The following is a 14,412-nucleotide window of genomic DNA, read 5'->3' on the forward strand; positions in this document are numbered from 1 at the left end:
GGTTTCTGATACTTTTCCGGGCTTCACACATTTCGATAGATTACATAGTTGATTAGTTCTTTAATAAATCGACCGTCGTGGACTGGGCATCCCCATTCTTCTTCGGGTCGTAGGGGGGTTGAGGGTCGAATAAAATCTATATTATCAAAAATTTCTTCGGCTTTTTTGGCTAGCGTTCGCGCCACTTTCCACCCATGTTCGATACTACCACACCGCTGCATTTCTTCCATAATAAATGTGAGTTGGTCTGGCGTTTTTTGCTCGCGTGCTAAGGCTAAAATTTCTAATATTTCAGATGCTTTTCCACTCTGTGCCAAAACGTGATTTAGCATTAACGTGCGTTTCCCTTCGTAAATATCTCCCCCAATTTCTTTCCCATAGGTTTCGATTTGACCCTGCAAATTCAACAAATCGTCTTGAATCTGAAACGCAATTCCTAAAATCATGCCAAATCGAGTTACCCCCGCCAACTGTTTAACCAAATCCTTCCCACTTGCTGATGGATGTCCGACAATCAAACCAATTCGGCAGGGAGTAATAAACGTATACCAGCAAGTTTTTTTGACGCACATTTTAAAATAGTCTTGGTCGGTTAGATTTGAGGCGTTGGTGGCTACCCAATCTAATTCCATCGCCTGTCCTTCGACAGATTGCTGCGCCATGAACTCGATTTCATGCAGCACGTTTAGCGCTTTGGAAACTCCGATTGCCGATAAATTTTCTAACAATAAACCTACGGCTAAAACGTTTGTTGCATCGCCTACATTAATCGCGCGGGGAACCCCTATTATTTGGTGTAAAGTTCCCTTACCCCGTCGCGATTCGGAACCGTCTTCGATGTCATCGTGAATCAGAAAAGCGTTATGATAAAGTTCTAAAGCCGCTGCCGATGTCAACGCATCTTGTCCCATTCCTCCCACCGATCTCGCGACGCTGATGCACATCGTGGGTCGCAACATTTTGCCGATTCGGAATGGATAATCCGTCAACAATTCATACAATGGTTTATAAGAACCTGTTATATTATTTTTCCGATCAACAAATTCTTTAATTTTTTCAACTACTGCTATCCGGGATTGCTCTACTGCCTCGTTGATAATTTGATTATCATACTTCAATTCTTCTCTTGAAGTTGCTGGGATTTCCCCCAACTGAAGGCTTTGTCTTGACTGGTTACCTAAAGCGATCGCTAACTCCCCTTCCACTGATTTTAACTCGCTTCTCCCGCTCTGAGTGCTATTCTCCTCAACCTCTTGCCTAGAAGTCAGCCGAGACGATATATATTCGTTTTTAATCCCGTTGCTTAGATTGACTTCTACAGCGACTAAGGGTTGGTTATGCACTTGTTCCTTTGGTGTCGCCGTGACGATTTCAATCGCTTCATCACCTGGTGGCAGAAGTAATTTTGATTGACTTACTCCATTGCGGTTAGGTTTGTACGTTAACCAAGTGAAGAATCCGAAATAGATCGCAAATAAGAAAATTTCAAGCATCATTTATTTTCTCTATTTTTATCCAATAAAATTCCTTTATCGAGCAGCCGTTGGTGTTTTTTGCTACTATTGCCAACCGAGCTATGCGGTTTTTGTTGAGCGGCTATATCTCAAAATTTGTAGCATCTAGCGCTCTTCCTATTGGCTATTATGTCGATAAAGGTTTTGCTAAAGCTTCTGCCGGAATCGGCACAAATTCCCATTGCTGATTGGGCGTTCCGTTAGTTTCATTGACTTGGTACATTACAACGGGGGTAAAAGGCTCGTTCATGCTTCCTAGAATATCGATTACTAAGCCATTGAGCTTACTTTTGAGCAAGCCTTCTTTACTATTTGTCCATTGCTGGTTCGGCGTCCCGTCACTACCGTTTACTGGGTTAACGACAACTGGGGTAAAAGGTTCTGTGTTGCTTGCTTGAATATCTAGGACGAAGCCGTTGAGCCTACTTTTTATTAACCCATTTCCGCTAATTTGCCATTGCTGATTAGCTGCACCATAAGTCCCCTGAACTGGGTGAACTACAACGTTTGCATTAGGTTCTGGGTTGTTGCCTGCAATATCCAACACCATGCCATTCAGCTTACTTCTGATTAAATAGTAGCCAGTCCTACTGCTTGACTCCTCTGACCTTGATTCCTGTGACCTTGATTCCTGCGACTCGGCACTAGGCACTGTCGTTTTTGCCTTTTCTGTCAGCTTTTTTATTTGATTTTTCAAAAAGTTTAACATAATATCTTCCCCGTTTTGGATTGAACAATGCTGGCAAATAATAACTCGTTCCTGTAAGTTTGGTCAGAGGGTCGGTAGATCAATTAGGCTCGTAGGATATTTAACCCAAAGCCCGACTTTTCTACCAATGTCATCATACCAGAACCTATAAATTATTAGACTCTGCCGACCCATTGCCCCAAGGAACTTTCGTAAGTAAATCAAGAGCTTTAGCTTTTCCACTACTCTTGGTGCTTAAGCGCCTGTATTGCCTCTGGGGGTATTTCCCAATAGGCGTAGACGTTTTTGCGGTCGTGCAGCATCATAGCTAGGACGACATCATCTGTGGGAATGCTTTTGGCAACCCGCAGCTTTCCAGATCGAGTTAATGATAACCAGTTTCCTGCCTGGGTGAGCAATCCCAACTCGACGATATAATCCCGATTTTCCTCTGGTAGCGCCAGGAGAAAATATTGTTCGTTGGGGTTACAGTCGAACTGTTCTATGTCAGCAAGTGAGTGTTGTTCTGAGTCTGGAATGTCGGTGATATCGTATAGCCGCAACACTAGCTTTTCTCCCCCTTGGCGTTGTAAGGCTTCGATTTGCCTTGGGTCAATTTCCCAATAAGCGTAGGCGTTTTTGCCGTCATAAGGTACTAAGAATATACGGCTGTGGGATGGGGCTGGTGCGCGGTACGCGGCTTCCCCATTGCCGTTGCTGCCATATAGTAGACCGATTATATTGCCTGTGGGGTAGTTATTGTTCACCCGCACTGCCCCAGATCGAGTTAATGATAACCATTGCCCTGTCTCGGCGAGCAATCCCAACTCGACGATGTAATCTCGATTCAGGGCTGGTAAGGTGAGGAGCAAATATCGGTCTTGGAGATTACAGCCGAATTGCTGTAGGCAAGCAAGTGAGTCATGCGCCCCTTGTGCGATGTTTGTGATATCGTACAGCCGCAACAGTAGCTCTTTTCCCCCTTGGCGTTGCAAGGCTTCGATTTGGGCTGTGGCAATTTCCCAATAAGCGTAGGCGTTTTTGCCGTCATAAGGCACTAAAAATAGGTGGCTGACAGCAGGCGCAGCAGGTAGGGCAGCTGGTGCGGCTGCTGCCATCTTAGCTGCTGATGATGCTGCGAGCGCTTTTCGATTTTTTAGCAACAACCAAAGCAATCCTCCCAGTGCGGAAATCAAGAGCAGCCACATCCACCAAGGTATTCTCCCGTCTAACTTTGCTGTTTCTCCACCCCTGGGAGATATGTCTGCAACTGTCTGATCCGGTGCAGTAGGATCGGAAATCGCTTGTTTCACAACCTGCTGGTTCGATGTATCGGTTGCATAGCCCAAAAACCATTGGACTGCGGGGTTGGGAGTTGGCCCATAGTAGACGTAAGACAAGGTTTGGGAGAAAGGATATTTAGGATTGTCGGGTAAGACTCCGTGCATCGGCAGAATTCGCACGTTTTTCCGCCCCAGTACTTGGTCTGCGATCGCATAACCAATTCCGTTTTTCCCCAGATGCTTAATAACTTCTGTCGTACTATCTTTTCCGATCTGCTCAGCGTTTGATCCTGTCTTAAACCCACCCGTTTGGAAAACTTTGTAGCTTTGAAAAGCTTTTCGAGTATCGCTATCAGCGGGACGGTCGATCAGCCTAACTATCCCTGGCTTACCCCCAACCTGGGACCAATTCCTAATTTCTCCGCGGAAAATCCGCCCAAATTGGTCAAAGGTCAAGCTTTTATTAAAGGCATTATCTGGCCCTACCACGATCGCAATCTTTTGTCTGCTCAAGGGAACTTGCACCAGTCCTTGCGCTTTTTCTTTCTTGGTTAAAGGACGACCGATCGCAGCTATATCGATTTTTCCCTCCACCAGTTCTTTTAGCGCCCGATCGCTTCCTTGCTCGGAAATTTCCACTTTCGTACCGGGAAACTTTTGCTCAAACCGCTGTTTCAGCGCTTGGTTAACTCTTTTCATGCTGCTCGATCCATCCACCCGCACTGTTGTCTTACCGGGTACATCTGCGGCCAACGGGAAAGAGGTTGGTGCTGCCGCTTTAGCCACCACGGTATCGATCGTCCCCGCTGCTGCTATTGGCTTTGGCGTCACAGCTAATAGAGCCAGGAATATTGCCAACGAGATCGTATTTTTCTCTTTGTTGCTGAAGGTAGCCATAATCAATATTGCCGAGCCTTTTTTATTTTTCGTTCTTATTCTATCCTCTGTTCAATCCCGTTCCTTCAGAATTACACTGCTTTCTGAAATATTCTACTCTATTTTCTATTTATCTCTCGAATATCTGCTAATTGCTAATTGCTAATTACTTATTCGTTATCAATCCTATATTAGCCAGCAATTACCCATTATCAACCCCGAATTTAATAGCTAATAGCTAACACCTATTAACTATTTTTTCATCCTACTGACTTACCCAAATTACCTTGTTTTCTATGTTCCAAACTGCCTAATTCCTGATCCCATTTCCCCTGATTTAGCCATTAGCCGCTGGTTTTATATCCCTAGCAACTATATTTCTTCTATTTTTCTTGGTACAGCCGCTCTTTTTTCTCTTCCTTGTTTCAAAATCGCTTATAACTATATAACCTCTTACTAAATAAAAAAGAGGTTGTAATAAAAGTTTACAGAAGGGGAGAAATCGATCAAAGGCTGGGAATCTATGGCGAGCAATAACAGGTAGGAAAAGTAGGAAAAGTAGCAAAAGTAGGAAAGGGAAAGTTAATAAAGATACAACTAGAGAGTTAATATGAAAAGTTGTTGTTAATTAATCCAGAACTTACGCAAGGGCGTTGCGAGAAATCCGGTTTCGACCATCGAACGCGAGTGGGGAAGGGAGGCATATCTCTCGTTACCAAACCAACGATTTTTCGGAGAAACCGGGAACTTGCGCGTAAGTCCTGTAATCTTCAAATAGGGGGAGTAGAACGTGATAAATCACCAAGCCAAAGTGGCATCGAGTCGGAAAAACGGCAAAAAAACGAGCAAATATATAGCGATCGCCACCTTTGGCTCGTTAGGAGATGTTTATCCCTACATGGCGATCGCAAGGGAGTTGCGGCAAAGGGGACATCGTGCGGTGATTGCCACCAACGAGATCTATCGCCACCTGATCGAATCTGAAGGCATTGAGTTTCGCGGCATTAGACCTGATGGGTTAATCAACACAGAAGAAGAGGAGTTTATCGGGTTGCTCCCCTACAACCAGCAGGCGCTTGACTATGGTATTAGTTATCTGATCGCGCCGCATTTGCGGGCAACTTACAGCGACTTGGTGGAATTGGTCAGGGAAGCCGATCTAGTGGTGACGCACCATCTTGCGTTTGCAGCAATTCTGGCGGCTGAAAAAACTGGAACTCCCAGGGTATCCGCTGCCCTATCACCGGCTTCGTTTATGTCGGTGTACGATTGTCCCACTCTTTCACCTTCAGCGACATCTGCTTTTGATCGCGCCATGACGCTAATTGCCAACGATGGCATGTATCGCTATTTCCGGTGGCAGGCACGGTTTTGGAGCGCACCCATGCGGCAGTTGCGGGCTGAACTGGGTTTACCGCCTTCAGGAGATCCGTTTTTTGAAGGTCAGCATTCACCTGAGTTGGTGCTAGGTTTATTCTCGCCGCTTCTAGCTGCTCCTCAACCCGACTGGCCGAGTCAAACTCGCGTGACTGGGTTTCCTTTATACAACTATCAAGAGCGCCAAGGTTTGTCTGCCGAATTGGAGCAGTTTTTGCAAGCTGGGGGGCCCCCGATTGTCTTCACTTTAGGCTCGTTAGTGGTGTGGACTCAAGGGGACTTTTATTTAGAGGGAGCGATCGCCGCCCAGCAGTTAGGCTACCGATCGGTCTTGCTGATGGGAAAGGAGGCAGATCGCATAGCTTCTCACCAACTACCTTCGGGAGCGATCGCGGTAAACTACGCCCCCCACTCAGCAATTTTTCCCCGTGCCGCAGCGATTGTCCATCATGGTGGGGTGGGAACAACAGCGCAGGCTATGGGTTCCGGTCGTCCCATGCTGGTAGTTCCCTGCGCTTACGATCAGCCAGATAACGCCGCCCGCTTGGTGCGATTGGGGGTAGCGCGTACGCTCGACCGTCAGCATTGTACGGCAGATCGGATTGCTGCCGAACTCAAACATCTGCTGTTTAACCCCAGTTATGCAGCCAAAGCTGCCGAAATCGGTCGTTCGATCCAAGCAGAAAATGGTGCCGGGACTGCTTGCGATGCGATCGAAGCGTATTTAGAGAACGCAGTAGAAAGGCAAGGGAATTGACAGAGCGATCGCGCGCCGATTATTTTTCCCATCGGCGCTTCTACCAACTTGCAGCATACATCCTGATTAATTTCCTATTTATTACAATGACATCGTTTCCAGTTGCATCAGAATTACGACCTGTAGTGGCAATTAGCAATTAGCAATTAGCAATTAGCAATTACCAACAAAGGCCGATCATTCCGATGCCACCGGATTTGATATGACATGCTGCTGCAAAAATCATAAAATTGGTGTGCAAGGCATCGCCTTGAAAGAGAACCGCTTGTAGTTGCGATCCCTGGTAATTTGATCGTTTTTTTTATGCAAAGTCAATCCTTTGAACGCCACGCTCAATTAGCTCAATGGCTGCACAGCCTAGTAGAAATCCTGCGAACTACTGGCGGTGCGACTTGGGAAGCATTGGTAGAGACAGTAGACGGAAAAACTGCCATCATTCACCTAGATGGGGTTGTGTTGCGAGTAGGAGCTTTCGGCGGCGAACAACTCCAAGTCGAGAGCGCATATCCGCTGGCGCAAACAAGCGTCAATTTTCGCAGCAACGGCGAAACATTGCGAGATGCGATCGCAGGTAAATTGACCGTAGATGCAGCAGTAGTTTCCGACAAAATTTATCTGCGCGGTAACTTACAAGACTTGCTGGGAATCCACCAAATCGCCAGCGGAATTTTAGCCGACAGTGCGATTAACCCCCAGTTGCGGCGTTTGTGGGCAGAATTCGACCAATCTTGGTTCCATCCCCCTTCTTTACCCCCTTGCCTTCCTCTGGAACAGCAAAGACCCGACTCCGGCGATCTGATCCGCCAAGTGCCGGAAGATGTGCTAGCCATTCAAGTTGACCTACCACCAGAGTAAGCCCCGTTTTAATCGGTTTGTAGTAGGGACACGGCGTCGAATAAATTGTTATTTTTACCAAAAAATTGTACCCTGCCCTGTCCCTACAGTCTTTAAAAGCTCCCCTGATATTATTTCCGGTTAAACACCCATAGTTAGGAATGACGCGGTGACACGGTGACACGGTGACGATCTGAGATTTTTATTCAGGGTAATTAGGCGGACATCATATGATTTATCACTAGCAACTTGAGTTAATAGCTTAAACGTAGGGTGCGTTAGCGAAGCGTAACGCACCGCCACCGCTAATAGGGAAGAGGCGGCAGATCGTCAGCTGGATCTACACTATTCATTTTACTGGTATTAATCTCACCCTGGGTGAGAAAGCGAAATGTTTCCTGGTACAAATTCTTCCAGAAGTGGTTAGTCATCCCCTGGCTAACTTCTCTTGGATCTACCATCGGGTGAGGTACAAGGTCACTCGCTTCATACAGATAGCAGCGATGACCCTTAGCTTCACCCCCCAGAGAATTATAAAATTTCTGGAGTACCTGGTTATTCGTAGCGTCATCATGTTCTGTCAGCACTAAACAGGTGGGAATATTCTTTAAAGCTTGCAGGTTTTTATCCCGGCGAACAAATGCACCAAAGCGGTTAGCCGCAGTTAAACAACCTACTGGAAAGCTAACATTTTGCTCCCAAGAAAATTGTCTCAGGTCTAATGGCCCGGTTAAATTAATGTACCGCTCCAGGATTTCATTTTCAACCTCCAACAAAGGAGCGTAGGCGACTACCTTTTTAATTCGATCCGGTCGCGATGCGGCTAGTCCCAAAGCTACCGCGCCTCCCACGGATAATCCCACCGTATAAATCGCTCCTGGCATTGCATCCAATTCTGCCAAACGTTGTTGAGCGTCATGCAGGTAATTCATATGGGAAGAGGTGAAATAGCGATTGAAATCTCGGTCGTTGTCACCCTCAATCGCCAATATCATATCCCCCATATCGGGAGATAATTTCAATATCCGAGTAACCAGGGATAGCATCTGGCGTTTCTTTAGTCGCTGAAATTGCCACAGACTATTACCGCTACGATTAGAGAAAAAGTCCGCTAAAACTGGATCTTTCCGCACTCTTTCTCGCAAAGGTTCAAAATATTCAGGCTTTAGATCGATTTGGGGCCAGTAATTATCGGGCGGGAGAAAAGCATGACCAGCAAGAGGAATTTGATAAATATTGAAGTCGTTACGAAATAGGTAATCTGCTAATATTTCCATCTGCTTTGGCTTGGCAGAAAAGCCATGAAAAACCATCACAGTACCGCGAATTGGTTTCCCCAGTTCGTGAATTTGGTAATAAGGGCAGGCACTTTCTCGCTTGTTTGGGTCAGCCCACCATTTGAGAAAATAACTTTCAATCGCTTTTTTGGTTTGAGCGATTTGTTCGTCAGTTGGAGTGATGCGGATATCTGAATTATTTGTCATAGAGGCGGCCTCAAGGTATTTACAATCTTTAAAATGTAGCTTAAATTTTAATTCATATAAATAAAATTGTATTAACAAAATTTTACAAATTTAAGGTGTTTTTATAGGTTTTACATATTGACAATTGTAAATCAAGACAGCAAGATTAAAACATTAACTTGATTTGAATCTCCAACAGCAAAACTTGAGATAGGGTAAGTTGGAAAACTGTGCATTAAAAAATCCAGTTACGAGAGGAAAAAATTTATGAACAAACAAGTTACAGCCTCTAAAAGCTCATCATCCTTGACTGATCCTGCGACTATTATTGACATAGATGCAACGAGCAATAACAAAACAAATCCAGTCACCCGGTTCTTCACAGCAGGAACCTATGAAGTCACGGCGATCGGCGCATCACAAGGGGGAAAGTATGATGCGTGGAGTCTGTGGAATTTTACGACCGGATGTGACGAAAAAGGAGAAAACTGTATCACCGGGTGGGTGAATGAATATAATATCGCAGCGCGTGAATTTAGCATCAATGTTCCCAGTACGGGAAAATATGCAACAGTGGAACAGGCGCTTGCTAACGCTGAAGGTACATCATTTACCTTGATATCAGATGGTCAAGTTAACTTTTTTATTGGCGACGACTTTCTCTCAGATAACCGTGGGGGAGTGTCCCTAGCGGTGAAAAAAATTCGCCAAGCTGAGGCCCTGCCGCAATTGACATCAGCTTCCTGGGTTCTGTTAACGATAATTTCTCTTACGGTAATCGTACTTTGGCTCGTGGTTAGCGTGGTTACTGCTAACCATGCTGTCGGATAAAAAATTGATTGTTGCGTTATCCAACAGGTGGAAAGTCCATCTGGAATATAGAGTCCCATTGATTTTATGTTGCTCCCAGTAACCTTATACTGGGAGCGTTTTGCATAGGACTTACGCAAACACCAAAGTTTCTCTGAAAGATCGTGCCTGGGAAACTAAAGATCCCAGCCAGAAACCCGGTTTCTCTCAAAGATCGTGCCTGGGAAACTAAAGATATGCCTCCCTTCCGCAATCGCGTTCGCAGCCAGAAACAAAGGTGATAGGATCGTCGTGGGTAAGTCCTGTAATTCTTTGAGAACTCATCCAAAATCAGCCTTGTTGCAAGTAAACTTTTATTGCGATTGCTAGACTCTCCTGTTGACTGGAAAGTTTACTTTATTTACAAACAGACCATTAACTAGAGGAGCTTGCTGACTCACAACTTACTCAAAATTTGAACCTAATCTTAAAACAAACAGGACTGACGCAAACACCAAAGTTTCTCTGAAAAATCGTCGTTTTGCAACTAAAGATATACCCAGAAACAAAGGTGATAGGATCGTCGTGGGTAAGTCCGGAGAAAGACAACCAATCGATTTCTTAAATGAGGTGGAAACTCTGAGTAAGAAAGTCATAATTTACACAGGGATGAGTCTATTAACCAGCAGTGCCATTACAGGAGTAGTACTTGCCAATGGCACCCAAGCTCAATCTGCAAATTCAAGACAAAATCTACACCAGCAATTGGCTCAAGTTACCCCTCGCCCAAGAGGGATGATGGCTCAAGCAGATCGCCATTTCATCGAAATGATGATTCCCCACCATCAGGGAGCAATAGACATGGCAGATCTGGCTTTAAGGCGCGCCAAACATCCTGAAATCAGAAGACTGGCCCAAATCATTAAAAGAGATCAAACTCGCGAAATTCAGCAGATGCGAACCTGGTATAAAGCTTGGTACGGCACACAAGTCCCTGCTACCTCAATGGGTGGTATGGGAATGATGGGAATGCATAGGCATGGGGATATGATGGGAGATTTAGAAGCGCTGAGAAATGCTTCTGATTTTGACCAAGAATTTATTCGTCAGATGATTCCCCATCATGAAATGGCTCTCAGAATGTCCAGCATGGCGCTGAACCACGCTACTAAACCGGAAATTCGCAACCTCGCTAATTCTATTATCAAATCTCAAACCGATGAGATTAACCAAATGCGGCAATTTTATCTAGCTTGGTATCGGCGATCGCCTGATTAAATTCCCGTTACCTTCGAGCAATAAACTTTTCTAAATGGAGTAAACAATGAAGTCTTTTATTACCGTAATTGTCATATTCTCAACTTTATTTCTGGCTCAAAGTTGCTCGTCATCAAGCACATCTCAAAACCCAAGTCAAGCCCCTACTCCAAATGCAACCATTGCTGGCAATAAGGTTGAAGAACATACGGGGCATGGAAGCAGTGGGAATCACAGCATGGCGATAAATTTGGGGCCAGCAGATGCCGACTATGACCTGCGGTTTATTGATGGGATGACACCGCACCATCAAGGGGCAGTTTTAATGGCTAAAGAAGTCCAGCAGAAATCTAAACGCCCCGAAATGAAACAATTGGCTGACAACATTATCAAAGCTCAAAATCAAGAAATCGAGCAGATGAAGCAGTGGCGGAAAAATTGGTATCCCCAAGCTGGAAATCAACCAATGGCTTATGATGCCAAAAAAGGTCAAACGGTGGCTATGTCTCCAGAACAAATGCAGAGTATGATGATGTCTCAAAATTTAGGATCTGCCGATGAAACATTTGACCAGCGCTTCATCGATGCGATGATTCCTCACCACGAAGGGGCGCTAACAATGGCTCAAGATGCTCTTAAAAAGACCAAGCGTCCTGAAATTAAGAAGTTAGCCCAAGAGATTGTAACTTCACAACAAAAAGAGATCGACCAAATGCAGCAGTGGCGAAAGGCTTGGTATAAGCAGTAAACGCGATCAATGAGCTTGAATCCTATTCGTATACCGCTGAATTGATGCCTTTGAAGAGTTAGCGATCGCCACTGTGGTGAAGTGAGCGATCGCTCAACTTTTGTAGTGAAATTTTAACTTGAAGCGAGTTAATCGATCAGCCTGGTTTAATCAGGCCATGTAACTTTTTGTAATAATTTGCCAAACAGGTAACAATGCTAACTTGAATCATGTTTTAATAATTTTAGGGAGCGTGATGAATTTGGCTAGCTATAATAATTTATTTGTTGTAGATAAAAAAGGTAGAACAGCCTGATTTGCTTAAAAAGTATTGGCAGCACAGTTAAATATTTACAGGTCTAAAACATCATGGTTTCTTTAATCGGCACTTTGATGGATGACTACCTCCTTGGTACTCAAGACGATGACATCATCTCAGACCCTTATGGTAATGACACCATCTTAGGCTTGAGAGGCAACGATACCCTCGACGGTGGCCCAGGCAGCGATCTCCTCGTAGGAGGCAGCGGCAATGACTTGATCTCTGGTGGATCTGGCCCTTATTCCGATCGGGACACCCTCGATGGCGGCTTAGGCAACGACACCCTCAGAGGCGGGTATTCCATTGCTAGCAACCTGATCAAGGGTGGGGCTGGCGATGACTTGATTTATGGTGGTATTGTGTCCGGGGTTGAAACCCTCTCTGGCGGCTCTGGCAACGACACGATCAAAGGCGCCAGCGAGATGGCTCAATTCTTCTCTGACGGTGGCCCTGAAATCCTCGATGGCGGATTTGGCGACGACCTACTCTATGGGCATTATCGTTCTACTCTGTATGGGGGACCGGGCCAGGACACCCTACATATCTTCGTCAACTCTGGATCTGCTTATGGCGGTTCTGGCGATGACATTCTGATCAGCGACTATGGCAGTGACCTTCATGGCGAACAAGGGGATGACTCCCTCAATGGTGGGGGATTCAATGACAATCTCGACGGGGGAACTGGCGATGATACCCTCAATGGCGGGCAAGGTTTCTTCACTCGGGCGGGTTTTGTCCCAGGAGGTAGTGACATCCTCGACGGTGGGTCAGGCAATGACCTCATCTATGGCGGACAAACCTCTAGCGCCAGCAAATTATACTTTGGCGACACGCCAGAAGAGCAAGATACCCTTTATGGCGGGTTTGGTCATGACACCCTGAAGGGAGAGGAAGGTCGCGATCTTCTCCAAGGCGGAACGGGCAACGATCTGCTCTTCGGTGGAGGAGACAATGACATCTTCTACATCGGTGAAAACTATCCCATATTTATCGATGGCAATGACACCATTGAAGCAGGAGCTGGCAATGACACCCTCTCTGGTGGAGCTAGCAATGACCTCTTGAGTGGGAATCAGGGTGCTGATAGTTTCTTGTATAGCACCAACAAAGCTTTCAACACGATCGCTATCTGCGTCGATACCATTACTGACTTTAAGGCAAGGACAGACACAATTGTTCTGAGCAAGACAACTTTTACTGCTTTGACCACTGCAATGGGTGATGGTCTTGCAGCCGATCAGTTTGCACTTGTGGCTGATGACACAGCTGCTAGTGTCAGTAAAGCTCTCATCACCTACAGCATAGGTACTGGTAACTTGTTCTACAACCAGAATGGAATTGGTGATGGCTTTGGAGACGGAGGCCAATTTGCCACACTACAAGGTATCCCGAAATTAAATGCTACAGACTTCATGCTGATTGCCTAGTGCTGTAGGTAGTGAATATTAGTTTGAATCAGAACGGCGATCGCTCACCTTTTAGAGAGCGATCGCTGTGCTTTTAGGATTATCTTTGGTCAGCCAGATCCGCCTACCAATTACAGCGGCTTGCAGCCGCGTCAGGTACAGCGTTTTCGCTTTGTTTGTGTAGCGGCTGCCATTTTTGCTGCCGCTACACAAACTTTCGGTGTACCTCACTCATTTGCAATCCGCTGTAATGATCCTACCGATTACCTTTATTAGTTATCAGCCAAGGCATTGTAGGTTTTAGACCCAACAATCCCATCGACCGTCAACTTATATTTCTTTTGGAAATCTTTCACTGCTGCTTCTGTTGTTGCCCCGAAAATTACGTCAACTTTTAGGCCGTACTTATAACAGTTTAGAACCTTTTGCAGTATTTTGACGGCTAGGCCAGTGTCATTGCGACGCAGCGTTGGCATGTTGATAATCGCAGTTGCTTCAGTCAGAGTTGGTTCCTCAGTAAAATATTGTTTGTTTCTCCTCTTCTAAAATACTCTTGATTGCTAGGTTTCCACAGTACCCTATGGGGGTAATTTTATTCGGAAAAATAGCATGAATAAAAATAGCGTTCGCTTTTGTTTAACGAAAGCGAACGCCTGATTTTTTAACCTAGTTGTAGTTGATTAGGGCTTACAAGCACTACCCAAAGCCCGCCAGGTATTTTTACCGACAACTCCATCCACTGTCAGTTTTTGCGCTTTTTGGAACGCTTCTACAGCCTTCTTTGTATCTGCATCGAACTTGGCGTCAAATTCCGTGGGGCTGAGATAGCCATAACAGATCAGCAGCTGTTCTAGGAAGCGGACGGCTTCACCAGAGTCACCATTTTTGAGAACGGGCATGTTGATAGAAGCAGCGGCGGCGGATTCGATGTTAGCTTGCATGGTTAATTTCTCCAAAAGTTAATGCGTGGTTGACAATAATTCAAACAGGTTGTTTAGTAGTTGATTAGCGCTTACAAGCACTACCCAAAGCCCGCCAGGTGAGTTGACCGACAACTCCATCCACTGTCAGTTTTTGCGCTTTTTGGAACGCTTCCACAGCCTTCTTTGTGGATGCATC

The 14,412-nt window shown here is 45.4% G+C and carries 15 protein-coding genes; 7 read left to right on the top strand and 8 right to left on the bottom strand.

Annotated elements, in window-relative coordinates:
- Window positions 1-23: 23 nt before the first annotated feature.
- The 3 genes from ACE1CM_RS29120 to ACE1CM_RS29130 all read right to left on the bottom strand — a co-directional run bounded on the left by ACE1CM_RS29120 (window position 24) and on the right by ACE1CM_RS29130 (window position 4,382).
- Window positions 24-1,496, bottom strand: coding sequence for a polyprenyl synthetase family protein (locus ACE1CM_RS29120; RefSeq protein ID WP_374882344.1), 1,473 nt, complete (start codon window positions 1,494-1,496; stop codon window positions 24-26).
- Window positions 1,497-1,641: 145 nt separating this feature from the next.
- On the bottom strand, window positions 1,642-2,223 hold the full coding sequence (locus ACE1CM_RS29125; protein WP_374882345.1) for an RICIN domain-containing protein: 582 nt from the start codon (window positions 2,221-2,223) through the stop codon (window positions 1,642-1,644).
- 221 nt (window positions 2,224-2,444) lie between these two features.
- Window positions 2,445-4,382 carry a DUF4912 domain-containing protein gene (locus tag ACE1CM_RS29130; RefSeq protein ID WP_374882346.1) on the bottom strand — a complete coding sequence of 646 codons (1,938 nt, stop codon included), beginning with the start codon at window positions 4,380-4,382 and terminating at the stop codon, window positions 2,445-2,447.
- Window positions 4,383-5,151: 769 nt separating this feature from the next.
- On the opposite strand from ACE1CM_RS29130, the gene ACE1CM_RS29135 reads away from it, so the two are divergent.
- The 3 genes from ACE1CM_RS29135 (at window position 5,152) to ACE1CM_RS29145 (ending at window position 7,350) form a co-directional block, all read left to right on the top strand.
- The gene (locus ACE1CM_RS29135; protein ID WP_374882347.1) at window positions 5,152-6,495 is read left to right on the top strand and encodes a glycosyltransferase; all 1,344 of its coding nucleotides are present in this window, start codon (window positions 5,152-5,154) and stop codon (window positions 6,493-6,495) included.
- Entirely contained in the window at window positions 6,492-6,638 is a 147-nt protein-coding gene (locus tag ACE1CM_RS29140; RefSeq protein ID WP_374882348.1) for a hypothetical protein, read from the top strand. Before ACE1CM_RS29135 ends, ACE1CM_RS29140 begins: the two co-directional genes overlap by 4 nt.
- A 160-nt stretch (window positions 6,639-6,798) precedes the next feature.
- Window positions 6,799-7,350: a hypothetical protein gene (locus ACE1CM_RS29145; protein ID WP_374882349.1), complete on the top strand. Its 552-nt coding sequence runs from the start codon at window positions 6,799-6,801 to the stop codon at window positions 7,348-7,350.
- A 284-nt stretch (window positions 7,351-7,634) separates the two neighbouring features.
- Here the strand turns inward: ACE1CM_RS29145 and ACE1CM_RS29150 are convergent, their stop codons facing one another.
- Window positions 7,635-8,813 (bottom strand): alpha/beta hydrolase, encoded by a 1,179-nt coding sequence (locus ACE1CM_RS29150; RefSeq protein ID WP_374882350.1) that lies wholly within the window; start codon window positions 8,811-8,813, stop codon window positions 7,635-7,637.
- Window positions 8,814-9,059: 246 nt separating this feature from the next.
- Here ACE1CM_RS29150 and ACE1CM_RS29155 point away from each other — a divergent pair, with 246 nt between their 5' ends.
- The 4 genes from ACE1CM_RS29155 (at window position 9,060) to ACE1CM_RS29170 (ending at window position 13,314) form a co-directional block, all read left to right on the top strand.
- Window positions 9,060-9,623 carry a hypothetical protein gene (locus ACE1CM_RS29155; protein ID WP_374882352.1) on the top strand — a complete coding sequence of 188 codons (564 nt, stop codon included), beginning with the start codon at window positions 9,060-9,062 and terminating at the stop codon, window positions 9,621-9,623.
- A gap of 543 nt (window positions 9,624-10,166) precedes the next feature.
- Window positions 10,167-10,859 (top strand): DUF305 domain-containing protein, encoded by a 693-nt coding sequence (locus tag ACE1CM_RS29160; protein ID WP_374882353.1) that lies wholly within the window; start codon window positions 10,167-10,169, stop codon window positions 10,857-10,859.
- Between the two features lie 46 nt (window positions 10,860-10,905).
- Window positions 10,906-11,586, top strand: a complete 681-nt coding sequence (locus ACE1CM_RS29165; protein ID WP_374882354.1) for a DUF305 domain-containing protein — start codon at window positions 10,906-10,908, stop codon at window positions 11,584-11,586.
- A gap of 348 nt (window positions 11,587-11,934) precedes the next feature.
- Window positions 11,935-13,314, top strand: a complete 1,380-nt coding sequence (locus tag ACE1CM_RS29170) for a calcium-binding protein (RefSeq protein ID WP_374882356.1) — start codon at window positions 11,935-11,937, stop codon at window positions 13,312-13,314.
- A 51-nt stretch (window positions 13,315-13,365) separates the two neighbouring features.
- On the opposite strand, the gene ACE1CM_RS29175 is transcribed toward ACE1CM_RS29170, so the two are convergent.
- The 4 genes from ACE1CM_RS29175 to ACE1CM_RS29190 all read right to left on the bottom strand — a co-directional run.
- Window positions 13,366-13,524: a hypothetical protein gene (locus ACE1CM_RS29175; protein WP_374882357.1), complete on the bottom strand. Its 159-nt coding sequence runs from the start codon at window positions 13,522-13,524 to the stop codon at window positions 13,366-13,368.
- Between the two features lie 41 nt (window positions 13,525-13,565).
- The gene (locus ACE1CM_RS29180) at window positions 13,566-13,769 is read right to left on the bottom strand and encodes a peptidoglycan-binding protein (RefSeq protein ID WP_374882358.1); all 204 of its coding nucleotides are present in this window, start codon (window positions 13,767-13,769) and stop codon (window positions 13,566-13,568) included.
- A gap of 204 nt (window positions 13,770-13,973) precedes the next feature.
- Window positions 13,974-14,234 carry a peptidoglycan-binding protein gene (locus tag ACE1CM_RS29185; protein WP_374882359.1) on the bottom strand — a complete coding sequence of 87 codons (261 nt, stop codon included), beginning with the start codon at window positions 14,232-14,234 and terminating at the stop codon, window positions 13,974-13,976.
- A 64-nt stretch (window positions 14,235-14,298) separates the two neighbouring features.
- Window positions 14,299-14,412: peptidoglycan-binding protein (locus tag ACE1CM_RS29190; RefSeq protein ID WP_374882361.1), on the bottom strand; the 114-nt coding region annotated here is incomplete at its 5' end.

The sequence above is a fragment of the Microseira sp. BLCC-F43 genome (assembly GCF_041929235.1).
Classification (GTDB): Bacteria; Cyanobacteriota; Cyanobacteriia; order Cyanobacteriales; family Aerosakkonemataceae; genus Microseira.

Bases quoted from the DNA above. Each gene is read 5' to 3' on its own strand.
- ACE1CM_RS29150 (WP_374882350.1), bottom strand. From the start codon at position 8,813: ATGACAAATAATTCAGATATCCGCATCACTCCAACTGACGAACAAATC.
- ACE1CM_RS29120 (WP_374882344.1), bottom strand. From the start codon at position 1,496: ATGATGCTTGAAATTTTCTTATTTGCGATCTATTTCGGATTCTTCACT.
- ACE1CM_RS29155 (WP_374882352.1), top strand. From the start codon at position 9,060: ATGAACAAACAAGTTACAGCCTCTAAAAGCTCATCATCCTTGACTGAT.
- ACE1CM_RS29130 (WP_374882346.1), bottom strand. From the start codon at position 4,382: ATGGCTACCTTCAGCAACAAAGAGAAAAATACGATCTCGTTGGCAATA.
- ACE1CM_RS29145 (WP_374882349.1), top strand. From the start codon at position 6,799: ATGCAAAGTCAATCCTTTGAACGCCACGCTCAATTAGCTCAATGGCTG.
- ACE1CM_RS29180 (WP_374882358.1), bottom strand. From the start codon at position 13,769: ATGCCAACGCTGCGTCGCAATGACACTGGCCTAGCCGTCAAAATACTG.
- ACE1CM_RS29125 (WP_374882345.1), bottom strand. From the start codon at position 2,223: ATGTTAAACTTTTTGAAAAATCAAATAAAAAAGCTGACAGAAAAGGCA.
- ACE1CM_RS29165 (WP_374882354.1), top strand. From the start codon at position 10,906: ATGAAGTCTTTTATTACCGTAATTGTCATATTCTCAACTTTATTTCTG.
- ACE1CM_RS29185 (WP_374882359.1), bottom strand. From the start codon at position 14,234: ATGCAAGCTAACATCGAATCCGCCGCCGCTGCTTCTATCAACATGCCC.
- ACE1CM_RS29170 (WP_374882356.1), top strand. From the start codon at position 11,935: ATGGTTTCTTTAATCGGCACTTTGATGGATGACTACCTCCTTGGTACT.